General features: G+C 64.4%; 28 protein-coding genes and 1 riboswitch. Of the genes, 15 read left to right on the top strand and 13 right to left on the bottom strand.

Annotated features, from left to right (window positions below; genetic code table 11):
* Positions 1-79 precede the first annotated feature (79 nt).
* On the top strand, positions 80-640 hold the full coding sequence (locus LBN7_RS08350; protein ID WP_407361511.1) for a hypothetical protein: 561 nt from the start codon (positions 80-82) through the stop codon (positions 638-640).
* 1 nt (position 641) lies between these two features.
* Here the strand turns inward: LBN7_RS08350 and LBN7_RS08355 are convergent, their stop codons facing one another.
* The gene (locus LBN7_RS08355; RefSeq protein WP_341946714.1) at positions 642-1,151 is read right to left on the bottom strand and encodes a hypothetical protein; all 510 of its coding nucleotides are present in this window, start codon (positions 1,149-1,151) and stop codon (positions 642-644) included.
* 137 nt (positions 1,152-1,288) lie between these two features.
* Here LBN7_RS08355 and LBN7_RS08360 point away from each other — a divergent pair, with 137 nt between their 5' ends.
* Positions 1,289-1,735 (top strand): hypothetical protein, encoded by a 447-nt coding sequence (locus LBN7_RS08360; RefSeq protein WP_407361512.1) that lies wholly within the window; start codon positions 1,289-1,291, stop codon positions 1,733-1,735.
* Between the two features lie 36 nt (positions 1,736-1,771).
* Here the strand turns inward: LBN7_RS08360 and LBN7_RS08365 are convergent, their stop codons facing one another.
* Positions 1,772-2,275, bottom strand: coding sequence for a hypothetical protein (locus LBN7_RS08365; protein ID WP_407361513.1), 504 nt, complete (start codon positions 2,273-2,275; stop codon positions 1,772-1,774).
* Between the two features lie 88 nt (positions 2,276-2,363).
* Positions 2,364-2,849, bottom strand: a complete 486-nt coding sequence (locus LBN7_RS08370) for a hypothetical protein (RefSeq protein ID WP_407361514.1) — start codon at positions 2,847-2,849, stop codon at positions 2,364-2,366.
* A gap of 129 nt (positions 2,850-2,978) precedes the next feature.
* Here LBN7_RS08370 and LBN7_RS08375 point away from each other — a divergent pair, with 129 nt between their 5' ends.
* Positions 2,979-4,481 carry a SulP family inorganic anion transporter gene (locus LBN7_RS08375; RefSeq protein ID WP_407361515.1) on the top strand — a complete coding sequence of 501 codons (1,503 nt, stop codon included), beginning with the start codon at positions 2,979-2,981 and terminating at the stop codon, positions 4,479-4,481.
* A 9-nt stretch (positions 4,482-4,490) separates the two neighbouring features.
* Here the strand turns inward: LBN7_RS08375 and LBN7_RS08380 are convergent, their stop codons facing one another.
* From LBN7_RS08380 to LBN7_RS08405, 6 genes are all read right to left on the bottom strand, one after another.
* Positions 4,491-4,970 carry a hypothetical protein gene (locus LBN7_RS08380; protein ID WP_407361516.1) on the bottom strand — a complete coding sequence of 160 codons (480 nt, stop codon included), beginning with the start codon at positions 4,968-4,970 and terminating at the stop codon, positions 4,491-4,493.
* 188 nt (positions 4,971-5,158) lie between these two features.
* Entirely contained in the window at positions 5,159-6,244 is a 1,086-nt protein-coding gene (locus LBN7_RS08385; protein ID WP_407361517.1) for a type I restriction endonuclease, read from the bottom strand.
* Between the two features lie 112 nt (positions 6,245-6,356).
* Positions 6,357-7,322 carry a NaeI family type II restriction endonuclease gene (locus LBN7_RS08390; RefSeq protein WP_407361518.1) on the bottom strand — a complete coding sequence of 322 codons (966 nt, stop codon included), beginning with the start codon at positions 7,320-7,322 and terminating at the stop codon, positions 6,357-6,359.
* 3 nt (positions 7,323-7,325) lie between these two features.
* Entirely contained in the window at positions 7,326-8,594 is a 1,269-nt protein-coding gene (locus LBN7_RS08395) for a DNA cytosine methyltransferase (RefSeq protein WP_407361519.1), read from the bottom strand.
* Positions 8,595-8,665: 71 nt separating this feature from the next.
* Positions 8,666-9,460: an HNH endonuclease gene (locus LBN7_RS08400; RefSeq protein WP_407361520.1), complete on the bottom strand. Its 795-nt coding sequence runs from the start codon at positions 9,458-9,460 to the stop codon at positions 8,666-8,668.
* A gap of 32 nt (positions 9,461-9,492) precedes the next feature.
* On the bottom strand, positions 9,493-10,098 hold the full coding sequence (locus LBN7_RS08405) for a MerR family transcriptional regulator (RefSeq protein WP_407361521.1): 606 nt from the start codon (positions 10,096-10,098) through the stop codon (positions 9,493-9,495).
* Positions 10,099-10,168: 70 nt separating this feature from the next.
* On the opposite strand from LBN7_RS08405, the gene LBN7_RS08410 reads away from it, so the two are divergent.
* The 9 genes from LBN7_RS08410 to LBN7_RS08450 all read left to right on the top strand — a co-directional run bounded on the left by LBN7_RS08410 (position 10,169) and on the right by LBN7_RS08450 (position 17,928).
* Complete coding sequence (locus tag LBN7_RS08410; protein WP_407361522.1) at positions 10,169-10,699, top strand: DUF4188 domain-containing protein; 531 nt, start codon at positions 10,169-10,171, stop codon at positions 10,697-10,699.
* 6 nt (positions 10,700-10,705) lie between these two features.
* A riboswitch (TPP riboswitch) is annotated at positions 10,706-10,813 on the top strand.
* A complete protein-coding gene (locus LBN7_RS08415; RefSeq protein ID WP_407361523.1) occupies positions 10,807-12,078 on the top strand; it encodes an MFS transporter in 1,272 nt (423 codons plus the stop codon). Its footprint overlaps the riboswitch before it by 7 nt.
* Positions 12,079-12,199: 121 nt before the next feature.
* On the top strand, positions 12,200-12,502 hold the full coding sequence (locus LBN7_RS08420) for a monooxygenase family protein (RefSeq protein ID WP_407361524.1): 303 nt from the start codon (positions 12,200-12,202) through the stop codon (positions 12,500-12,502).
* 273 nt (positions 12,503-12,775) lie between these two features.
* A complete protein-coding gene (locus LBN7_RS08425) occupies positions 12,776-14,131 on the top strand; it encodes a hypothetical protein (RefSeq protein ID WP_407361525.1) in 1,356 nt (451 codons plus the stop codon).
* Between the two features lie 372 nt (positions 14,132-14,503).
* On the top strand, positions 14,504-15,562 hold the full coding sequence (locus LBN7_RS08430) for a reverse transcriptase family protein (RefSeq protein ID WP_407361526.1): 1,059 nt from the start codon (positions 14,504-14,506) through the stop codon (positions 15,560-15,562).
* A 130-nt stretch (positions 15,563-15,692) separates the two neighbouring features.
* Positions 15,693-15,929 (top strand): hypothetical protein, encoded by a 237-nt coding sequence (locus LBN7_RS08435; RefSeq protein WP_407361527.1) that lies wholly within the window; start codon positions 15,693-15,695, stop codon positions 15,927-15,929.
* Between the two features lie 24 nt (positions 15,930-15,953).
* A complete protein-coding gene (locus LBN7_RS08440) occupies positions 15,954-16,184 on the top strand; it encodes a hypothetical protein (protein WP_407361528.1) in 231 nt (76 codons plus the stop codon).
* Between the two features lie 182 nt (positions 16,185-16,366).
* Entirely contained in the window at positions 16,367-17,527 is a 1,161-nt protein-coding gene (locus LBN7_RS08445) for a Cmx/CmrA family chloramphenicol efflux MFS transporter (protein WP_407361529.1), read from the top strand.
* 32 nt (positions 17,528-17,559) lie between these two features.
* Complete coding sequence (locus LBN7_RS08450; RefSeq protein ID WP_407361530.1) at positions 17,560-17,928, top strand: hypothetical protein; 369 nt, start codon at positions 17,560-17,562, stop codon at positions 17,926-17,928.
* A gap of 55 nt (positions 17,929-17,983) precedes the next feature.
* On the opposite strand, the gene LBN7_RS08455 is transcribed toward LBN7_RS08450, so the two are convergent.
* Both LBN7_RS08455 and LBN7_RS08460 read right to left on the bottom strand, forming a co-directional pair.
* The gene (locus tag LBN7_RS08455; protein ID WP_407361531.1) at positions 17,984-19,171 is read right to left on the bottom strand and encodes a serine hydrolase domain-containing protein; all 1,188 of its coding nucleotides are present in this window, start codon (positions 19,169-19,171) and stop codon (positions 17,984-17,986) included.
* 147 nt (positions 19,172-19,318) lie between these two features.
* The gene (locus tag LBN7_RS08460; protein WP_407361532.1) at positions 19,319-19,888 is read right to left on the bottom strand and encodes a TetR/AcrR family transcriptional regulator; all 570 of its coding nucleotides are present in this window, start codon (positions 19,886-19,888) and stop codon (positions 19,319-19,321) included.
* A gap of 75 nt (positions 19,889-19,963) precedes the next feature.
* On the opposite strand from LBN7_RS08460, the gene LBN7_RS08465 reads away from it, so the two are divergent.
* Positions 19,964-20,965 carry an SDR family NAD(P)-dependent oxidoreductase gene (locus tag LBN7_RS08465; protein WP_407361533.1) on the top strand — a complete coding sequence of 334 codons (1,002 nt, stop codon included), beginning with the start codon at positions 19,964-19,966 and terminating at the stop codon, positions 20,963-20,965.
* Between the two features lie 123 nt (positions 20,966-21,088).
* Complete coding sequence (locus LBN7_RS08470; protein WP_407361534.1) at positions 21,089-21,475, top strand: VOC family protein; 387 nt, start codon at positions 21,089-21,091, stop codon at positions 21,473-21,475.
* 3 nt (positions 21,476-21,478) lie between these two features.
* Here the strand turns inward: LBN7_RS08470 and LBN7_RS08475 are convergent, their stop codons facing one another.
* Positions 21,479-21,952 carry a hemerythrin domain-containing protein gene (locus LBN7_RS08475; RefSeq protein WP_407361535.1) on the bottom strand — a complete coding sequence of 158 codons (474 nt, stop codon included), beginning with the start codon at positions 21,950-21,952 and terminating at the stop codon, positions 21,479-21,481.
* 183 nt (positions 21,953-22,135) lie between these two features.
* Between LBN7_RS08475 and LBN7_RS08480 the strand changes: the two genes are divergently transcribed.
* A complete protein-coding gene (locus LBN7_RS08480) occupies positions 22,136-22,306 on the top strand; it encodes a hypothetical protein (RefSeq protein ID WP_407361536.1) in 171 nt (56 codons plus the stop codon).
* Here the strand turns inward: LBN7_RS08480 and LBN7_RS08485 are convergent.
* On the bottom strand, positions 22,272-22,757 hold the full coding sequence (locus tag LBN7_RS08485) for a hypothetical protein (RefSeq protein ID WP_407361537.1): 486 nt from the start codon (positions 22,755-22,757) through the stop codon (positions 22,272-22,274). The genes LBN7_RS08480 and LBN7_RS08485 overlap by 35 nt on opposite strands.
* Positions 22,758-22,762: the final 5 nt, after the last annotated feature.

Below are 22,762 nucleotides of genomic sequence, written 5' to 3' on the forward strand. Positions count from 1 at the left end.
GAGGTCTAGGCAGACTAGCATCCATGTAGACGTACTAGTAACTCTACTAGTCGATCTCCATCAAAAGGAACCGCCGAACATGTCTGAAACCCCCTCCTCCACCTTGAGCAGCGCCCTGCGCCGCCTCTACTTCGTCCGCTTCGGGTTCACACTCGTCTGGGCGGCGCTGCTGTTCCTGACCGGCGGCGCCATGGGTCCGTTCCTCACGATCCTGCTGATCGTGTATCCGCTGTTCGATGCGGCATCCGTCTACTGGCAGATCCGCGCGGAGGGCGATGATCGCCGGGCGAAGGTCTCGGAGTGGATCAACGTCGTCGTCAGCGTGCTGGTCGCGATCACGCTGGGCTGGGCGTCGACGGTCTCCACCTCCGTCGCACTGACCGTGTGGGGCGTGTGGGCGATCGGCGCCGGACTTCCGCAGCTGATCACCGCCATCCGCAACCGCCGCTCCGGCGGGCAGGTTCCGCAGATGCTGTCGGGCGGCATCTCGCTCTTCGCGGGCGGGGCGTTCGTCGCGCAGGGATTGTCGGGCAGCGGGATGATCGTCGGGGTCGCCGGGTATGCGCTGGTTGGTGCGGTGTTCTTCCTGGTGTCGGCGGTGCGGCTGTCGGTGGTGCTGCGGAGGACGAGCGTGGCGTGAGCTAACTGCGCGCGAGCAGCCCTTCGACGTCGCGTACCCAGGTGAGATTCGAGCTGTCGCGGAATGACATCCCGACGATGCGGCGTTTCCTCGACTTGGTCACAGGGCGGATCTCGTCATCGAAGGAACGCAGCCGTGACGCGAACTCCCACGCGTAGGCCTCGTCGCTCTCGCCGAGGTAGTAGGCACCGGGCGGAAGGATCGTGAGCTGGATCGGACGCCGTTCGCTCTCGTACGCATCGGTGACGCGCACCTCGACGTCGTAGATCGCCTGCTCGGAGGAGTTCACCACCACGACCCCGTAGGTCGTCTGCTCTTCGCCGATGCGGGATGCGACCCAGGCGAACACCTTGCTCGCCTGCGACTGCATCTCCCGCGCCGTCGCGGCTTCGTCTCGCTTGGCTTCGATGCCGAAGAGACGACCTGCGTGTTTCGCGCCGAGGATCGCGGCGAAGAGCGCGCCGATGGCGGTCAGGGCAGTGATGACGTCTGCGACGGAGCCGAGTTGCATGCGGCCACTGTACGAGCGTCATCCGGCGTGTCGCGGGCGACCGGCCGGGGAGATCACGGCGGCATACCGGTGTACTCGTCGGCTGCCCTGGTGTGTCCGGATCGTCGGTGTCCTCCCCTCCGGCTACCGTCCCGGACATGACCGAACAGGAACGTGCATCAGCAACGGCCGTCGAGGAGGGGTGGAGCCTCGGCCGGTTCCTCCATGACCAGACAGCGATCGTCTCGGTGGGGCTCTCCACGATCGTGGTTCTGGTCACCGTCCTCATCCCGCAACCGCGCACGCCCAGCGAGCTAGTCATCTGGCTCGGCCTCGGAGTCGGGCTCCTCTCCCTCGCCGCCAGCGTCGCCCGGCTGCTCGGCCACCGTCACCTGCGCTGGTCAGGCAGCGAGAGCGCGGCGTGGCTGCCCGAGGGCGACGACGAATGGGCCCGCGACCTGCGATATCGCGAAAGGCGCAAGCAGCAGGCGGACCTGGCGAGGAGATCGGGATACGACTACCTGGGCAAACTGCTCGCCCTCGACGCCGCGATTTTCGCGCTCATCACGACGGGGCTACACATCCTCGGATTGCGCTTCGGCTGACTCGGCTGTCGTCCGCCCGATCAGAAGGCCAGCCGCTCAGGGAATGGGCATGGGACTGTCGGTGACGTCGATGAGCCCGAAGGGGAAGGGGCTCACGACGGACCAGGATCCTGTGTTCAACTGCTCGACCGAGATCGCCTGAAACCACACCTGCGAGGTCATGATCGCCACGGCCACGAGCACGCCGACGGTCATTGCGGCGAGGCCGAGCGTCCGGAGCGCCGAGGCCTCGTCAGCCGCCTTCAGCACCCGGCTGATCGCGATCAGGACGATGAGCGCGATGGCGACGTAGACCAGTGGGCTCGGCTTGAGGGCCATGTCGATGCAGCGAGAAGCTTCGTCCACCGGCCGGCCCGCCGCGTCGATGAATCCTCCGTTTCCGTCGACGCCGCCCGGGCAATAGCCGGTGGTGGCCGTCATGAACATCGGGTACACCAGGACCGCGATCACGGAGACGATCAGCAGATTGCGGATCTTCGCCACCAATGCGAGGCCGGCAAGCGGCGCGGCGACCGTCGCGTTGGGCTGGGACTCGGTCATGGACAAGGCGATCTCCTTCGACGAGAGTGCTCTCCGTCTTGTCGGAGTGGGTGGTGAGTGGGAAGTCGTCGCTCTAGGCCCGCTGGCGCTAGAGGTAATAGGTGCGCGAAAGCTCTGCGCCATCCTCCCGAATCCAATTGAGGGTGACACCCCTCACTGCCGGACCCCCGAGAATTCGGTGGATTCGCACCTCGAAAGAAGCCGTCGGCGGAACCTCCAGAGGGAACTGGTCGGAGAGTGTCAGATCTATGCCCCCGACTGTGGCGATTCCTGACACGGTCAGGAGCTCGCCGCTCATGTTCCGAAAGACTCCAACGCCGCCCTCTCCATCGAAGCTCCACGGCTCAGGTGCGACGGTCGCAGTTGCGGTCCCACTGAGATGGAGGGTGCCGCTCGCCTCACGGTAGATCGTCTGGTCCCGATTGAGAGACTCTCCGATCTCACGCACTCCGCCCTTCGCCGAGAGGCTGTTGATGAAGGCGAGGACGGCGATGGCTGAAGCTGCGATCGAGGCCACAGCGCCGAGCCAGGCCGGGACCACGATGCCCCAGAAATCGGTCGGCAGAGGTTCCATGGCCGCACTCTATACGCGGCCGTCGACACTGGCACGGAGCGGGATGCGACCAAGGGACGTCGCCCCCCAGCATCCGCTCTACGCTGGAACGTCTGCCTCTTCCCGCAGACGCCCATCCCTGGAGCTCTCATGTCTGCAACGACGGTCGACGATCGTGCCCGGTATCGGGCGAATCCCACGGTGCTTCAGGCGCTGAAGAATCCGCGGATGCTGACCCGCGAGGTCCTGGCCGGACTCGTCGTCGGGCTCGCGCTGATCCCCGAGGCGATCGCGTTCTCGGTGATCGCCGGGGTCGACCCGAAGGTGGGGCTGTTCTCGTCGTTCATCATGGCGGTGTCGATCGCGTTCCTCGGCGGACGTCCGGCGATGGTGACCGCGGCGACCGGAGCCGTGGCGCTGGTGATCGCTCCGGTCGCGCCGACGTATGGGCTGGACTACTTCATCGCGACCGTGATCCTCGCGGGAGTGTTCCAGGTGATCCTCGGGGTGCTCGGCGTCGCGAAGCTGATGCGGTTCATCCCCCGGAGCGTCATGGTCGGGTTCGTGAACGCGCTGGCGATCTTCGTGTTCAGCTCGCAGTTCCCGCAGCTGATCGATGTGCCGTGGCTGGTGTATCCGCTGGTGGCGCTCGGGATCATCGTGATGATCGTGATGCCGAAGATCACCAAGATCGTGCCGGCTCCGCTCGTGTCGGTCGTGATCGTGACGGGCGTCGTGCTGGCGTTCGCGATCACGGTGCCGACCGTCGGTGATCAGGGTGAGTTGCCTCGCAGTCTTCCGTCGCTGTTCATCCCGAACGTTCCGCTGACGTGGGAGACGTTCACGATCATCGCGCCGTTCGCGCTCGGGGTGGCGCTGGTCGGGCTGATGGAGTCGCTGCTCACCGCGAAGCTCGTCGACGAGATCACCGACACCCACTCGCGCAAGGGACGCGAGGCGTGGGCGCAGGGAGTGTCGAACGTGCTCTCGGGCATCTTCGGCGGCATGGGCGGCTGCGCCGTGATCGGTCAGACGATGATCAACGTGAAGGCATCCGGAGCGCGCACCCGCATCTCGACGTTCTGCGCCGGAGTGTTCCTGTTCCTGCTGGTGGTCGTGTTCGGAGATTTCGTCGGGACGATCCCGATGGCCGCTCTCGTCGCCGTGATGATCATGGTCGCGATCGGAGCGTTCGATTGGCACAGCGTGCGTCCGTCGACGTTGAAGCGGATGCCGAAGAGCGAGACCTTCGTGATGATCGCGACGGTCGTGCTGGTGCTGCTGACGCACAATCTGGCTGTCGGGGTTGTCGGTGGGGTGCTCGTCGCGTCGGTGCTGTTCGTGCAGCGGGTGGCGCACTTCGTTTCCGTTCGCCGGGTCTTGTCTTCCGCTGGGGATGTTGTGACGTACGTCGTCGAGGGGGAGCTGTTCTTCGCTTCGAGCAATGATCTGACGACGTTGTTCTCGTACTCGGAGGATCCGGAGCGCGTGGTGATCGATCTGTCGGGGTCGCACGTGTGGGATGCGTCGACCGTTGCCGCGTTGGATGCGATTGAGACGAAGTACGGGGCGTTGGGGAAGACGGTGGAGATCGTTGGGATGAATGAGAGCAGTCAGCGGATGCGGGGGAGGTTGAGTGGCGGGTTCGAGTAAGCGAATGCCTCAACCAGAAGCCGCATCCTCATTGTTGACCGGAACCTGAGGGCTAACACTCACTCCCAGATCTTCAGGTCGCAGGTTGAGCTTGGTCGCTAGACGATCGATGTCGATGATGATCTGTCGCCGTGTAATCACTCCGTCACGCCAGCCGCGAAGAGTGGCTGCAACATCGCTCTTTACTACCCCCACCTCAAGGCGACGTTGCGTCATATCTGTGACCACTTGAAGCATCGTCAGTACCTCGTTGGCCTTAATGCCCAACCAGACACTCATCACCTGGTCCTTCTTATCTAGCAACCACGAGAACCGCATAATGCTGTCAGCAAGATCGTCCGGTGTCTGCGTTCGGGAGAGGTCTCGGACCCCATCCTGGACCGCCCGAAACCCGTCCATCATGTGCTCGAATGCTTGATTCAGCCTTGCATCGCGAGCCGCTTTCCTGACAGCTCTCTGCTGAACGCCGAAGACGGCCATCGCAGTCACGAGAGCTAGCATGCCAGCCACGAACGACGGGGCAGCGAGTCGTATCGACTCAGCGATCTCTTGGGGGTCCATACGACGAACCATAGCGGCGGGGGCGAGGCGCCGCCCGCGCCCGCGGTGTCGAGCCGCTGCAGATTCGTGGCCGTGCGGCGGGGTCTCCGAAGACGGCGTCGCCACCGCCGGATCGATTACTCGTTATATCGGCGCACTGCATCACGGATGCTGTCGGCATGCGCGTAGATCTCATCCAGTTCTTCAATTGCGTGCCGAGTCTCGACCTTGTCTTCGTCTAGCAATCCCAGGTACTTCTGTTTTCCGTTGAAGTGCAGGCGCGCCACTGGCTTCCGATTGTTGTCGTCGAGCAGCACCGCGAAATAGCTCTTCGCATCTCGGTGCGTCACGCGCTGCGGCTTCACTTCACCGCAGGCGATCGCCTTGACGATCTGGTAGCCCTCGAGTTCCTCGAGGGTTGTCTCGATCTCGGTGTCGCGATCAAGGTCCGCTTGCGCGACCTCTGCACTTGTGGCGGGTGGCGTATCCGAGGTGTGTGTGATTCCGCTTACGCCCAGCGCAGTCTTGAGACGATCGTTGACTCGCTCGTTGAGGAACTGATGGGCAGCCTTACCAACAAGCCCGGTGAACTGCTGACGCACCTTCTGCGTGTAGGAGCCCTCGTATACACGAGTTGCGAAGAACTTAACCCACTCATCCGTCGGCTCCCGGAATTGACTTCCGATCTCACGCTTGAGCGCTCCGATGTACTTCAGCTCCTCAGCGGCACTGATGATGGAGTCGAGATCGAAGGTCTCCTTGCTGAGCTTCTGAATCTCTGGAATCAGAGTCTCATCGATGTCCAGAAGATCGAGGACAAGGAAAGGCTTCGCATCCATCCGGTTCGGTGCGTCGAGATCTGTGTAGAAGTGCCAAACAACGCCGTTGGTCAGAACCGCGATCCGCGCGTTGGTGACAGCGAAGTACCTGAAGAGCTGCGATGCGTGCTCGATCTTGAGCGAGCCCATTGAGGCCTTGCACTCGATGAGAATCTGGACTTCTCCATCGCGCATGATCGCGTAGTCAATCTTCTCTCCCTTCTTCGTGCCGACGTCTGCGGTGAACTCGGGGACAACCTCCAGCGGATCGAAGACGTCGTAGCCGAGGATGGTCGAGATGAACGGCATGATGAAGGCATTTTTGGTTGCCTCTTCCGTGCCGATCGCGGTGGCCTGGTTGCGCACCTTGGTCGCGAGTGAATCGAGACGCTCTGCAAACTCCACTGTTACTCCGGTCGTCGTTGAACACGCATTCATCCAGACGATAGCGGAACCGCAACCAATTCGGCGAGGGACCTTCGCATACAGCAGCGATTCCGCGGTGGATCGCGTCCGGCTACGTAGAGAGGGCTGCTTTGAAGGGCACTTCTGGCGCTTCGAACACCGGATCATCCGCGAGAGCGGCACGCCACCAGCGGTCGGCCAAAAAGGTAGCGAACGGGTCGTCCTCGGCCGCAGGAGCGAGCCTGACACTCACCACCTCACCCGGCTCAGGCACTTCGACTCGGAGCTCCCTCGCGACTCGTCGGTGATTCGCGTAATCGCCCCCCAGGACCACGAGCCCCTCTCTCTTCAAGAGAGTTCTCGCTCCGCCATTCGCCCGCACTCGCTTCATGAAGTCGTCTTGTTGCGCGACTGTGGCGATCGTATTACGCCCGATGCGTCGCGCGACGACTCTGCGCAGGAGTTCGTTGACCCGCTTCTGCCCTGACCGAGGCTCGAAAATCGCCGCTAGATCCTCCGCATCGCACTGCAGAAGAACGTTCGGCGGAAGATCTCCGGGCCGCTGGAGCCATCGTACGGCGTCTCTACCGCGTGGGTTGAGTTGAACCTTCGCATCGCGATTCGCGGTTGTGCGACAGTTCTCTACTGACGCTCTCACAATCCCAAACGCGAACTCTCCGGCAGCGTCGTTCACGTAGCCAACGACGAGCAAATGCCCCATCGCCTCGGGCGGGATCATCCACCCATACATCCTTTGGGAGAACTTGCAATCGACATCGAAGCCCGCGATACGATAATCCAGCTTGACACCCTCGTCGATTACATCGTCAAACTCACGACGCAAATTGATCTCGAAGAGTGTCCCGAAGTGGGTTCTCTCTGTCTTATGCAAGTGCGCCCAGGAGTAACGGCCCGTTCTCTGCCCGTCATAGAGTTGATCAAGGGTGGCACGCATCAAACGGCCCACGCGCGCGCCGTCTGAGTCAGCGTCTTTCAACGCGACGAAGACGGATCTCAGTTGCTGATCTCCTTCACCCTCGAGTGGGTCCGGCTCCCAGTCAGCCGAGAAGTCGAGCACGGCTCAGCTCACGCGGCTTCGGAATTTGGCAACCGCCTCGTGTCGCCAATGATCTGACTGCCCCGTGAACCCCCTGAATTCCCCAAGGCGGTACTTGAGGGTGCCGTTATCGTCGAGGACCTCCAAGTGAAAATCGCGCTGCAATGCTGCGAGACGCTGCTGGACCGCGGCGACGCTGCCCTCGTTGAATGCCGCAACGAGCTCTTCGAGAGTTAAAGGTTGTGCACTCCGTGATAGTGCGCGGTAGACCGGGTCTTGAGTTCCGATGCCTGCGGACAGATCGGTACGGATGGGCCCCCTATGCCCTAGCGCTTCACGGATGGAGTCGCCGATCGCCTTCGCTACAGGCGGCGGGAAGGCATTTCCGATTTGACGGTATTGAGACGTCTTACGTCCTGAGAAGACGTAGTTGTCCTCTTGCACCCATCCCTGAATCCGGGCAGCCATCTCGATGCTCAGCCGCGGCTGCACCACAGAAGGTGGCGGCGCGTCGGGTCCGGGCCTCGAGTCCGCGACACCTCGTCCGTCGACGCCGAGTTTCGCCCATGCTTGCTTTGCTCGCGTCGGGCCGAGATCCGCGCCCCCGTGCTTCTTGCTCCCACCGACCAGCGTCGGGCCAATGTCATTCGCCATGTCTCGCCACTCGTCAGCGAACTTCCACCCATCGGCAGCCATCAACGGATGCAACGCGTCACCGACTGTCGTTCGAGCTCCCGCTATCGGCTCCGGCCAGTGGAAGAATTGCATCTCCTCAAGCGGCATGGCCACAAGAACGAAACGCGGACGCAACTGGGGAACTCCAAAATCCGCTGCATGGAGAAGCTTCCACTCGCCGACATATCCGAAAAAGTCAAGCCGGTCCAGGATGCGCTGGCGATACGCTGCAAAACGTGGCGAGGCGAGGCCTCTGACATTCTCCAACATGATCGCCTTCGGTCGCATGATGGGAATCTGTTCGATGGCCCACGCGAACAGATCACGCTCGTCGGACGTACCGAGTTGCTTGCCTGCGGCTGAGAATGGTGGACAGGGCACGCCGCCGGCTAGCAGCGCGACGTCGGCGTAGTCCGCAGGGTTCCACACGTTTGGGTCGGCCACGTCACCAACGACGACGGGCATACCAAGGTTTTGACGCAACGTGTCGGCCGCCGTGACATCGATCTCGACGGCCAGGAGGTGGTCAAATCCGGCCTTATGGAGCCCCAACGACTGGCCCCCGGCCCCAGCACACACTTCCACCACGGTCGGTCTACTCAACGATTCAGCTGTCACATGCCCAATCGTACGAGGCCCCCACCGACATCGTGGGTTTGGCGCGGCTCGACAGGCGACAACGCACGCAACTACGCCTTCGTGGTGGCCTCCAGACGCGTGAGCAGTTGAGCCTTGTCGTCGTTGCTAAGCAGACGGTATCTGTCGTAGGCGGCATCAACGCCGTCACGGATGCGCTGCCCGGCCGTGATCCATCGAAGTAGTTTCGTGCGGTCGGCAGATCTCAGATTGTCGATGCTCGCTAGTAGTGCCCCAAGGGATTCTGGAGCAGCCGTGTCCGAGCGCGCAGACTCGTTGCAGGCAGCGCACTCAGTCCGCAGATTCGAGGCATCCCCGCTGCCGCCGCGCTCGCGAGGAACGATGTGGCCGACCGTGAGCACGGCGGTCCTATTCGGCATATCGACGTACGGTTCTCCCGAGATTACTCCACAGTGAAAGCACCGATTGTGATCCCGAGCGAACACGTCGCGGCGCGTCTTAGTCGAGACCTTCGTGGTGTCGTGCGGTCGGGGTCCGAGGGCGGGATGCCATCCGATCCTCTCGAGCTTGTAGTCGCCTAGATCAAGCCCGCGATCGTGCTTTGCGGAAGGAAAGATCCAGCCGTCGCGGGGGCTTCGAAGCTCGCGGATCCGACGTTGGAAATGCTCCCGATCGTTTCGGCTCGACGTACTGAGTTGATCGCCTAACGCACGGCGGAGTTCCTCCGTCGTAAAAGTGTCACCCGGCGCCTTATTGAATGCGAGCCAGGCAGCGATGCGAGGTTCGTCCCCGAAGCGCTTCTGGCCTCCCGGCCACACTCGTAGCTCCCACCAAAGCTGAAGCCCTGAGACGTAGGCCTGCGCCGGATATGAGCGGCTTATAGTCATGAAGGTAAACCTAGTCGGCGGCACGCCAGCACCTAGCGTGCAAATCTCTCGCTCGATGCAACTTGCTGCGCCACCCGCCGCAACGCCAACAGCAACGGCTCCACCAGCACCGACCCCAACACCACATACCGCACCGCTGCCTCCGCGGACTCCGCCGGCACCCCGGCGATCTCGGCATCCGCAATCCGCCGCGCACTCGCGAGGTACTCCGCCATCGCAGCATCCGGCACGACGAACCCCGCGCTCTCCAGCGCCTGCAGCGCCCGCGCCACCGCACTCAGCACGGCCGGGTCGCACATCCCAGGCTTCCACCCGAGCCCGGCCACTAGAAGCTCAGCCTCCGTCAGATCCATCGCCTCATCCGCCGGCGGAGTGATCGCCGCATGCGCGGTCCCCAGCAGGTCGTGCGGACTCTCCGGCGGATCATCCAGCGCCGCCAGCACCCGCCGCGTCTCGGCGATGCTCACCCCCGCATCGAGCAGCGCTCGGATCACCCGCAGCCGCTCCACATGCTTCTCGCCGTAGGCGGCCTGGGTCGGCGCGCTGCGCTCGCCCTCGGGCAGCAGCCCCTCGCGCAGGTAGTACTTGATCGTCGGCACGGTCACGCCCGTCTGGGCTGACAGTTCGGAAATTCTCATGGCCACCTCTTGACTTCGATAGTAGCGCTATCCATTATGGATAGTGAGACTATCCAATCGAGGAGACATCATGTCGAAAGTCATCACGGGCCGCATGACCCACCGCCACGAGGGCGAGCTCGTCGTGTTCCACATCGGGATGCAGATCAACCGCTGGTGGCGACCCGACCTCTGGTTGCCCACCTTCTTCTCCATGCCGCCGATGCTGCACGAACTCTCCACCGACCCCGACTCGGGCATGCTCGGCTACCAGCTGCTGTTCGGATCCGACGGACCCTACGTCGTGCAGTACTGGTCATCCGTCGACAAGCTCTACGCCTACGCGTCCAGCCCGTCGCAGGAGCACCGCCCCGCCTGGACCCGCTTCAACAAGATGGCGCGCAAGGCTCCGGGAGCGGTCGGTATCTGGCACGAGACCTTCCTCGTCGATCGCGCCGAGAGTGTGTACGTATCGACCAAGCCGATGGGGCTGCCGAAGGCGACGGAGATGGTGGAGGTCGGGAAGCGTCAGGACCGGGCGCAGGCTCGGTTCGCCGAGGGGCGGACGGTGTCTGGCCAGGCGCAGTCCCCGGAGATGTTGAGCGAACCGCGCCTCCCCTAGACTTCCTTCCAACCACAGGGGAGTCCCGGCAGGGGCTGAGAGGGCGCTGACGCAGCGCCGACCCTCACACCTGATGCGGGTCATGCCGCCGTAGGAAGTCGAGTCATATGTCGCGCCTCATCACCGAGCCCGAAACATCCTCCCGAGCACGAAAGGCCGTTCGCGGCGGATTGCTCGGCAACTTCGTCGACCAGGTCGATATCTTCCTGCCGGTGATCGCGCTCGCCCCCGCGGCGGCGGTCGTGCTCGGCCCCGACCCCGCTCAGACCGGCCTGATCTTCGTCGCCACCCTTCTCGGACGCCCGCTCGGAGCCGCCATCTTCGGAAGCCTCGCCGACCGCTACGGCCGCACGAGCACCACCAAGATCGCGATCGCCGGCATCGCGATCACAACGCTCTTGATCGCCCTGATCCCGAACCACGACCTCGGTGGTGAAGCAACCCTCTGGGCGTTCGTCGCCCTCCGTTTCGCCGGCGGCATCTTCCTCGGCGGCGAATACTCCGCGGCGATCCCGCTCGCCATGGAGTGGTCTGCCCCACGCCGGCGCGGCCTGCTCAGCGGCGGAATCATGGCCATGTCCCCGCTCGCGAACTCGTTCATCGCCGCGCTCACCTTGACGCTCCTGCAGGTGCTCGGAGCCGACGACTACGCGATGTGGGGATGGCGGATGCCGTTCATCGCCGGCGCCCTGCTCGCGGTGGCGCTGCTCTTCTACTACTCCGCCGGGGTCCACGATTCGCCGGTCTCGACGACCGTCCCCCACCGCACCCGACCTCTGGCCGACATCCTGGTCGGGCCGTTCCGTCGCCAGCTCTGGCAGGTGTTCACGCTGATGACCGGCCTGTGGCTGTTCACGCAGATGGCGATCCCCGTGCTGACCGGCCTGTTGAGCAAAGCACCCCAGATCGGCCCGACCACCGTGCCGCTCATCATGCTGGTCGCCACCCTCGTCTCGGCTGCGGCGATGATCGCCAGCGGTGCGATCTCGCAGCGAATCGGACGGCGCCGCTTCTTCGTCGCCTTCGGAGGCCTCGCGATCATCGCCGCTCCGCTGGCCCTCCTGTGGGCGATGTCCGCGCAAGGCGCTGGCGCCGTGCTGGCCGTCACCGTACTGCAGATCGTCACGGTGTCGGCCTACGGCCCGGTCGGCGCCTACCTCGCCGAGCGCTTTCCCGCTGCCGTGCGGTCGAGCGGATACGGGGTCGGCTACTCGCTCTCCATGGTGCTCCCGGCGCTCTACCCGTTCTGGCTGCCCGGGTTGCAGAGCATGCTCGGCGCAGGCACTGCGGTGGCCGTCGTGCTCGCCGCGGCGGCTGCCCTGCTCATCATCGGCGCGCTCCTCGGCCCCGAACCCGACCGTACTGCGCCGTTGGAGTGAAGGGCGCGGGGATGGGGCCGCGAGAGCGGCACACCACCCCGAGAGCACCCACGTCAGCGGCACGGTGTTGCGCGGTGGAGGGTTCGTTCTGCGAAACGCCCGCCAGCCCAGATAAAGAGCCATGCCTCCGACGCTGCGTGAACTCTCCACCGGCCCCGACTCGGGCATGCTCGGCTACCAGCTGCTGTTCGGATCCGGCGGACCCCACGTTTTGCAGTATTGGTCGTCGGTCAACAAGCTCTACGCCTACGCTTCGAGTCCTCGCAAGGAGCACCGCCCCGCCTGGACACATTTCAACAAGACGGCGCGCAAGGCTCCGGGAGCGGTCGGCATCTGGGACGACACCTTCCTCGTTGACCGCGCCGAGAGCGTTTTATGCGTCGAGGAAGCCGATGGGGTTGCCGAAGGCGATGGAGATGGTTGAGGTTGGCAAAGCAGCAGGTCCGGGCATAGGCGCGGTTTGCGGAGGGCCGGGCCCTGGCTCAAAATAAGTCCTGCTAGGGCAAGCACCAGAGCCGCAACGCAGCTACCCTTGCGCGATTTCGAGCTGGCGACCAGTCGCTTGGTTGATCGCCGCGGGTGCGCGAGCCAGGGTGGTGGCACCGACTAACCCTACCCAAGAGACCTAAGGATCGCTTAGTCTACGACTGATATTCCACACGAAAAGAGGACCGCGATTCTCATAGAACCCGTGAGCTTGGCTGCCACCAAAGGCGGTCAGCGATGGCTACGCAACTTCGACGGAGCCGATGCTCAGGCAGCCACGACGCTGCTCGAAAGCATCGTCGCAATATCCGATCGTCAATTTAGGTCAGACATGCGATCACTTCTGGAGCGAGTCGCGACCGCTGAACCCTCATCACGAATTGCGGCGTTCCCTGTATCCGGCCTTCCGAAAGATTTCGGTCCTCACTATTACGGTTGCGGCGAAGCTCACAGGGAGAGCCCTATTGAGAAAGACTGCCCCGCACTAAAGCCGTCAGGCAGCGAACTGATAGTCGAACATATCCTTCAGAAGGCACGACGCGATTTACGCCTACTGATCTCACCGCCCGTTGCGGCGATGGCAAACCGCGATGTAACGAGGATACTACTAGTAACCGACACCATCGTGAGCGGCAGCGAGGCCGAGCGTTTCGGACGATTCATTTATTCAAATCCCACCCTCAGGAGCCTGCACTCCTACAAGAAGCTTAGAATTGAGTACGTTACTCATTCCGTCACGAGTCAAGGCCTCGAACGCCTTGATCGCCGGTTTCCCGTCAACTTTGAGCAGTGGGCCAGAACATTCGAATCCGCCGGGTGGAACCGCACCAAGATTTCAGAAATTGAGGAATTCTGCGAGCGATACGCAAATAGAAGCGCTGATGCTATCGGATGGGAGGGAGCACGATCTCTACAGATCTATGCCCATACATTTGGAAACGGCACCCCTGCGGTACTTCGCCAGCAGAAGGGCCCCGGCACGGGCAGTTGGGAGCCTCTGCTGAGATGGGGACGAGGTTATGGCTTGGACGCGCCCGACGCCACCGCAGTAGACGGCTACTCTGCCCCTCTACCCTTTGAGTTGCGAGCGCGCACCGCGATCAATTGGGCCTCGAGGAGGGTTGCACAGACTATTGCAGCGACACTCCTTATCGAGCGCGATGTCAACGCGATTCGTGGAGAAGCCCCCTTGCGGGCACTACTCGCGGCGGTGCACTTGGGCGTCCGAGATCCCCTGCAGATAATGCGCACGATGGATCTTTCCTATACGCGGTACAGCTTTGCCGTCGAACTCGGAACCCGCTACGGCTTGATTGAAAGCGCGCCAGCACACGGCGGCTACGGCGCAGAGGCCGATGTAGAAGTGGTGGCGCTTACGCGGGCCGGAAAGCGACTACTCGGCCGCTATCAGCGGAAGGCAGCCTCGCAGCTCACAGCGCGGGAGAGACGAGATCGTGAGCATCGCGATCCGGGCAAGGAGTCGGCCGCCGGCGGCTCGACCCTGCCAGCCACTGGCGGAGCGCCGCGTGCAGGCGCGCCCTTCTACTATCCTCATACCTTGAGGTGAGGGGATTTCCTCGCTGCTAGATAGCGTTGCCGCATAGCGGCGACCCGGCTCTGCTGCTGTCCGTCTCCGTGTGAGGCGGTGCAGAGGTGTCAACGACAGTCCGTATCCGTTGGTGCGGGCTTGAAGAATCTGTCGCTTCCGGAAGGAAGGTGACTCTCACGGGCCCCTCGGGTCTCGGTGTGAGAGCCACCTCGCCCCTCCGGGGCTCTACTCAAGGTAGCTGCGTTGGAATCCCCTCATCTCATCCGCCGGAACGCCCCTGCAGGGCGAAGCAAGGAAGTGGTTGAGCGCGCGATCGAGCTGGCGTCACTTCAGACAGATCGCGGAGTCACGCCAGTGCTCACCCTCGGGCACCTAGCTAAGGAGACCGGCGTGAACTTGACGTACCTCGAGTCGGTCGTCTCCCGTCGCCGGGATCCATATCATATCTACTCCGTGCGTAAGAGAGATAGTTCTTCCAGGCGCCGCATCGCCGCCCCCCATGACGAGATCCGCACGGTACAGCGATGGATATTAGATAATGTTCTCGCTGACATTCCTGTCCATCCCGCGGCGTTTGCCTATGTTAAGAACAGATCGGCGCCCGAGTGCGCGAGACAGCATCTGGGAGCCTCTTGGATAGTCAAGCTAGATATCCAGAATTTTTTCCATCATTATGACGAGGTTCAGGTCTACGGAGCGCTGGCACCTTACGGGTATTCACCGCTGGTGAGACTCGAAATAGCGCGCATAGCCACGAGGCATCCATTAGGAGTTCAGCGGTGGCTCCCCGCCAAGTATTGGAAGTCGACCCGGCAGCGCGATGAAAATGAAGATGTTAGCAGCACTGGCGAAGACCTGCTCTCTAGCCTATTCGACTCACCTTCTTTTACCGAGCAAGAGACGTGGTTGCCCTATGACCAAGGGGAAAGACTTGGGTATCTTCCGCAGGGCTCACCCGCGAGCGGAGCAATCGCCAACTTGCTGTCCCGTGGGCTGGACGAATCGCTCAGCACTGTCGCCGCATCCTATAGCTTGACCTACACTCGCTACGCTGACGACATCACCCTGTCTGCAAGTGGGCCTTTCAATCGCCGCACGGCCGAGTCAGCACTTTATGATGCGCTGCGCGCCGTAGCACGAGCTGGCCTATTTCCCAATCGTCGAAAGTGCAAGATTGTTAAACCTGGAACTCCACTCGAGATTCTCGGCGTGCGAATCGACGGAGATGTCGCCCATCTTTCGAAGCGCGTACGTAATCGTCTTGAGTTCCATCTGCGCGGCGTGGAGAAATTTGGAATTGCTGGCCATGCCGCTCACACGGGATTCGCGGATGGACTCGGTCTCTCACATCACATTCATGGTCTCATCAGATACGCGCATGACGTTGACCCGACAGCAGCCGCTGCATACTTCGAATCTTTCGAACGCCTATTCCCTGTGGATCTCTGAGCCCCCATGTTTGCCGCCTCTCACGTCGGGAATGACGGCACTGTGATCCCACACTCCAGCAGGGCCGACCGCGTAGGGCGATTCCCGATCGCCGTCCCCGCGGATGCAAGATGTCGGTAACAATAGGTCCATGTCCCTCCGCACCAACCTGCAATCGTCAGCGACTCGCTGGCCGACGATCGCGGTCCTGATCGCGTCAGGGATATCGCTGCTGCTCGTCATCGCCACGCTGCTGTCCGTTCCGGCCCTGCTCGTCGGTGCAGCCGGCCTCTTCGCCGCATGGATACCGTATCTCTCTGGCGTCGCGATCGGCGCTACCGTGTTGTCGACCCTCGTGCTTCAGCGGCGTTCGAGCAAGAACGTCTGAGAGACGCCGGATTCAGGAGAGACCATGACCAACCCCACTGACACGGAGCAGTCCTGGTTCCGGACCATAACCCGACCGGCCTCCCGGATGATCTTCACGGTCCTCGCGCTCGTCGCGTTCGTCGCCGGCATCGCGCTCGGCGTAGCCCTCCCGGAGTACCAACTCTGGTTCCAGGTGCCCGCCGTGGTGATTCTGATGGTCTGGTTCCTCGTCATGACGCTGCACTACCGCCGAACGCGGACCCGGCGCGCGTAATAGAGTCGTCCCCATGTCGAGTCCTGAGTCAGACACGTCAGGGGCTGCCGGTCACACCGCCAGCCCCCGGATCCGCTGAACCCGACGCCCGCTGTCTATGCGGGCGCCGATCCGTCGTCTCTGGGCGATGGCCGTGGTGACCAAGAAGCTCCCTTTCTTGATCTCTCACCTCGGAGTACTCGATGCCTTTCTCCCTCTATCTGCTTGCCCTGGCGGTCTTCGTCATGGGCACCTCGGAGTTCATGCTCGCGGGGCTGCTTCCCGCCATCGCGAGCGACCTCGACGTCTCGGTCGGCACCGCCGGCCTGCTGACATCGGCCTTCGCTGTCGGCATGGTCGTCGGCGCACCCCTCATGGCCGCCTTCGCCCGCCGCTGGCCGCCACGGCTCGCCCTGATCGCCTGTCTGCTCGTCTTCGCCGGATGCCACGTCGTCGGAGCCCTCACCCCGACGTTCTCGGTCCTGCTGATCACGCGGGTCCTGAGCGCTCTCGCGAACGCGGGATTCCTGGCCGTCGCGCTGACCACGGCGACCGCCCTCGTCTCTGCCGACCGGAAGGGGCGCGCCCTCGCGGTGCTGCTCTCGGGCACGACCATCGCCACCGTCGCCGGCGTCCCTGCGGGCGCGCTGTTCGGCGAAACTCTCGGATGGCGCTCGACATTCTGGGCGATCGCCATCCTCTGCCTGCCGGCCGTGCTCGGCGTGCTGCGCGGCATCCCCAAGACGACAGGACACAACGCCCCGTCGTCACTTCGACGCGAGCTGCGTGAGCTGACCTCACCGCGCCTCCTCATCGCGATGGCCCTGGGAGCCCTGGTCAATGGCGGCACGTTCGCGGCGTTCACCTTTCTGGCTCCGGTCGTCACCGACGTCGCCCACTTGGATGCCGGATGGGTCTCGGTCGCGCTGGTGCTGTTCGGCATCGGCTCGTTCCTCGGCGTCACGATCGCCGGGCGACTGTCGGATCGTCACCCCGGGCTCGTGCTCGGCATCGGCGGGCCGCTGCTGCTCGCGGGCTGGATCGCGATGGCCCTGACCGCCGCGCATCCGCTGCTGCTGCTCGCGCTGGTGCTCCTGCAGGGGATGCTGTCGTTCGGAGTCGGCAGCACGCTCATCGCGCGGGTGCTGTACGCGGCATCCGATGCTCCGACGATGGGCGGGTCGTACGCGACGGCCTCGCTGAACATCGGGGCTGCCCTCGGACCGGTGCTCGGCGGAGTCGCGCTCAGCGCGGGACTGGTCGCGCCGATGTGGGTGGCCGCGGGGCTGACGGCGCTGGCACTCGTCGTCGCGGTGCTGTCACGGCGGTCGATCGCACCTGCCTCCGCGGGCGCGGCGGGCTGACACCCCGATGGAAACCCTGCGAGGATCGCACAGTGAGCGCGACCGTGACGATCCCCGCAGGGATCACCGTCATCGTCGACGACGGCAGCCGCCACGACCTCGCCCCCGGGACCTATCCCGTCCACGCCACCACCGTGACCGGACAGCAGGTGCCCACCGGCGACCGCCCCCACTTCCTCGAGGTCGATCTGCCGACCGGCGGCACGACCGGCATCGGCATCATCCTCGTCCGTATCCCGGCATACGACGACCGATTCCCCGCGCAGACGACCGACGGACCCGTGCTCTTCGCGATCGACGGAGGCCCGGCGATCGAGGCGGCCGACGGCGGACGATCACGGCTCCAGCTCGGACGATGGCGGCGCTCATCGGTGGCGGAGCGCTCCGGCAGCGTGTCGTGATGCCGCCGTCGACGAACGCCCCGAGAAGACCCGGGGCGTTCGCACGGACGACCGATCAGCCCAGTTCGAAGAGCGCCTCCGGAGTGAGGAGCTGCGTCACGGGACCCACCAGCCCCGAACCCAGGGAGGACTTCCCGTCGGCATCCGAGTTCACGAAGGCGACGATCGTCATGTCCTTCTCGGGGAGATAGATCGTCACGGTCTTGTACCCCGGGAGGCTTCCGTTGTGGCCGATCCAGCCGTTGAGATTGAAGAGGCCGAGACCGTATCCCCAGTCGGGGTGCTGAGGGTCTTCGGGAGTGACGGTGAGCCGTTCCTTCTGAAGCTCGGGCGACAGCAGCTCGCCCGTGGCGAGAGCCGGCACCCAGATCTTCAGGTCGTCGAGCGTCGAGATCATCGCTCCGGCCGCCCATCCCCACGACGGGTTCCAGTCGGTCGCGTTCGTGAGCGATCCGTCGTCGCTCTGCTGCGCCGTGTATCCCTGCGCGTGCGGCTCCGGGTACTCGTTGCCCTCGGGCAGGAAGGTGTGTTCCATCCCCAGGGGCTTCGCGACCTCGTCCTGCAAGACCTCGGCGAGCGTCTTCCCGGTGATCTTCTCGATCGCCATCCCGACGAGCACCGTGCTCGTGTTCGAGTACGACATCTCGGCCCCCGGCTCATCGGTCAACGGCTGCCCGCTCACCACGTCGATCAGGCTCTGTGGAGTCAGCGGAGCGTAGGGGTCGCTGAGCAGCGACATCTGCCACTCCGGGTTCTCGGAGTAGTCGGGGAGACCCGATGTCATCGCGGCGAGCTGCCGCAATGTGATCTCGTCGCCTCGCGTGACCCCGTCGACGTACTCGGAGATGTGGTCGTCGAGCGATGCCTTGCCCTGATCGACGAGGCGCAGCAGAGCCGTGATCGTGAAGGTCTTGGTGACGCTGCCGATGCGGTGGTTGAGCTCGGGCGTCATCTTCGTCTTCTTCTCGACATCCGCATACCCGGCCGACGAGACGTAGTCGCCCTCGGGGCTCCAGACCGCGAGCGTGACGCCGGGCATCTCGTGCTCGGTGACGGCTGCTTCGAGGATCGCATCGAGCTTCTTGACCGTCTCGGCATCGAAGGCCTTCGATGCGGGCGCCTGCGAGGACGACGGGGGATCGGTGGGGGCAGGCGCTGAGCAGCCCGCCAGAACGACCGTCGCGACGACGATCCCTCCGAAGACGGCGAGAGCAGGACGGGGGAAACGGATGCGTGAGATCACGACGAACCTTCCATAGGGGATATGTGTCTCTCATGCTCCGCGGAGCCGCGGAGACGCCACATCCTTCGGCGGTATATCGGCTGTCGTACCCCGGTCGGAACCCCGAGCCGACGAGGTCGTCGCGCGGTGTGATACCACTCGGGGTGGTCAGGCCGCGATCCCCCGCAGCAGCACGCTCACTGTCGCGTCGACCCGCTCGTCCCCCAACGGCCGCCCGAGCAGCGCGGCGTAGCTCGCCATCGCGACGAGCTGGTCCGCGATCGCGGCGGCATCGGCATCCGCTCGCACGTCGCCGGCCTCGACAGCCAGCGCGACCCGCGCCGACACCCACTCGCGGATCGGCGCCGCGAGCTTCTCGTTCAGCGCGAGCCCGAGCTCGGGATCGGATGCCGTGATCACGATCAGCGCCCGCGCGATCGCGACGCCATCGGCATCCGCAAGGGCGGTGCTCATCGCCGAGAACCAGGCCCGGAGGTCGGCGGCGAGGTCGGCAGTGAAGGGCACGGCGACGTCCGCGCCGGGCAGCCCGCCCTCGAGCAGCGCCTCGCCCAGGATCGCCGCCTTCGACGGCCACCACCGGTAGATGGTCTGCTTCGAGACGCCCGCGGCATCCGCCAGTCCCTCGATCGTCACGGCCTCGTACGCGTGGCTCGTCAACGCGGCACGCATGGCGTCGAGCACCGACTGGCGGGCTTTCTCACTGCGAGGACGAGGCACCATCCGAGCGTACTCAGGCGTACACTGAAACATAAGTAGACGCACCGTTGCGAAACTCGAACAAGGAGAACGAGCATGGCCCTCACCGCACACTCCACCATCGGCGACTGGATGAACGACCCGACCGGCGGGCCGCTCATCCGCGCACTGTTCGAGAAGACCGGCGCCGACCCGTCGCTGCTCACCCCGGTGCTCGGCCTGCCGCTGCAGCAGCTCGTCGCGATGAGCCAGGGCGCCATGCCGCAGTCGATCGTCGACGACCTCGTGCGCGCGGCCAACGGCGGCGAGATCCCCGCCGACGACGAGTCCGCGGGCTGGACCGAGAAGCCCACCTCCGGACGCTTCGCCGGCAAGACCGTGATCGTGACCGGCGCGGCATCCGGCATCGGCAAGGCCACGGCATCCCGCATCGCCCGCGAAGGCGGACGCGTGATCGCCAGCGACATCGCCGCCGAGAAGCTCGATGCGCTGAAGGCGGAGCTTCCGGATGCCGACATCGTCACGGTCCCCGGCGACCTCACGAAGCAGGACGCGATCGACGCCGTGCTCGCCGCGGCGGGCGACCGCATCGACGGCCTCGCGAACGTCGCCGGCATCAACGACGACTTCTCCCCCGCGGGTGAGACGACGGATGCCGTCTGGGACCGCGTCATCGCGATCAACCTCACCGCGCCGTTCAAGCTCATGCGCGCGGTGCTCCCGGTCATGGAGGCTGCGGGTCGCGGCGCGATCCTCAACGTCTCGAGCGAGGCGGGTCTGCGCGGCAACGCCTCGGGCAACGCCTACACGGCCAGCAAGCACGGCATCATCGGCGTCACGAAGTCGGCGGCGTTCATGTACGGGCCGAAGGGCATCCGCGTGAACTCGGTCGCTCCGGGCGGCGTGGCCACCGGCATCCCGATGCCCCCGAACATGTCGGAGTACGGGTCCGGCCGTCTGGGCCCGTTCCAGCAGGCGATCCCGACCGTCGCGACGGCCGAGCACCTCGCGGCGTCGATCACGTTCCTGCTCTCGGATGACGCGGTGAACATCAACGGCGCGATCCTCGCCAGTGACGGGGGATGGTCGGTGCAGTAAGCCGGATGCTGGATCAGAAATGCCTCTCCGCGGCACCCGGGAGAGGCATCTCTGATCCACGCTGACGCAAGGGGGTGACGCAAGGGGGTGGCTCGATGCGCGGGCCCTGCTTAGGCTCGCGGCATGCTCGCCGTCGCCTCGATCGTCATCCGTGTGAACGACCTGCCTTCTCAACTCGAGTTCTGGAAGGCCGCCCTCGACTACATCGAGCGCGATGCACCCGAGGACGACTGGGCCGTGCTCAAGCCGCGCTACGCGGATGCCCCGTGCATCGCGCTCGACGCGCATCACTCCGAACGCGTGCTGCCCCCGCGCATCCACCTCGACATCTATGCCGAGGATCAGGCCGCCGAGGTCCGGCGACTCGTCGAACTCGGCGCGCGCGACGTGCCGTGGGACGGACGACCCGACGACGCCGACTACATCATCCTGGAAGACCCGGAAGGCAATCGCTTCTGCATCGTCGACCGCCCGCACTGGCCCGGCTGGCAGCGCATCCCCGCGCGCTGAGCGTCACAACGGCCCGAACACCTTCCCCGGATCGGCATCCAGCTCCAGCGTCTCGAGGACCGTCAGCAGCTGCCGCTCCTCGAACCGGAAGTGGCTCTCCATGATCGCGGCGATCCCCTCGAGGTGCCGCGACAGCTCCTCGGGCGAAGCCGCCGAATCGACCGCGGCCTGCAGTCCGCCGAGCAGGTGCCCGATCATCGAGTGATCCTGCTCGAGCTTGCGCAGCGTATCCCGCAATTCCGGATGCTCCGCGGCGATCGCCGGGAACAGCTCGCGGTCCTCGCCCTCGTGGTGCCCCGTCAGCGCCGCGCAGAAGCCATGGCAGAACAGCAGCAGATCGCGAGTCGCCGATCCGCCCGGTGGTCCGCCGGAAGCGAGAGCCTCCTGCGTGATCGACAGTGCTTGGCGCAGCCGTTCGTGGACGCTGCGCAGTTCCCTGCTCCAGGCGACGAGCCTGGTCTTCTCGCCCTCAGTCACGTGAGGGCGAAGGGGTCGACGTGTTCATCGTCGTGCTCCTTCGGATCCCACGCCTCCATGTCTGACACAGCCTGCCACCGACACGCGACGCTTCCGACACGCTAACAGGCCGACATCCGTCGCGGCCACCGGGTCCACCGCACGGGGGATGCGCCTCGAAACGGCCGACCGCATACTCGGAGCATGAGCGAGAGCATCTTCACCCCCGGAGTCGAGGTCGTCACCGCCCGCGGACGAGGCAATGTCGTCGACGTCCGCGCCACCCCAACCGGCAAGTTCGTCTTCGGCGTCGAGGACGCCGACGGCGAAGTGACCTACTTCACTGAGAAGGGCGTTCGACTCGCGCAGAGCTAGGCTCGCTCGACTCGTCGTCCACGTCCACGTCCGCGTCCGCGTCCGCGTACGCACCCTCGTCCCGCCCGCGCGCTCCGACAGCACGGAAGTAGGCCTTCGACGAGGAGTGGAACATCAGGAGCACGGCGACGAGCGCCATCCCCGCTGCCAGGAACATCAGCGCGAAGAAGCCCACCCCGCCCGACAACACGGCGAGGTAGCCCAGTGCGGCCGGGAGCAGGAGCATCCCGAACCGTGCCCACGACCGGCCGAGCATGACCAACACCGTCAGCACGGCGATCACGAGCCACACGGCGGTTCCGATCCACCCGACAGGCGAGCCCCAGGCGATGGCGAACAGGGCGACCGGGGCGAACGCCACGGCCACCGCCAACAGGATGACGCTCACCACCGTGAGAGCCACGATGAGGATGGGTGGCATCGAGTTGCGGTTCTGCTCAGCGGTCGGCATCCATC

Source organism: Microbacterium sp. LBN7 (assembly GCF_045690345.1).
Classification (GTDB): domain Bacteria; phylum Actinomycetota; class Actinomycetes; order Actinomycetales; family Microbacteriaceae; genus Microbacterium.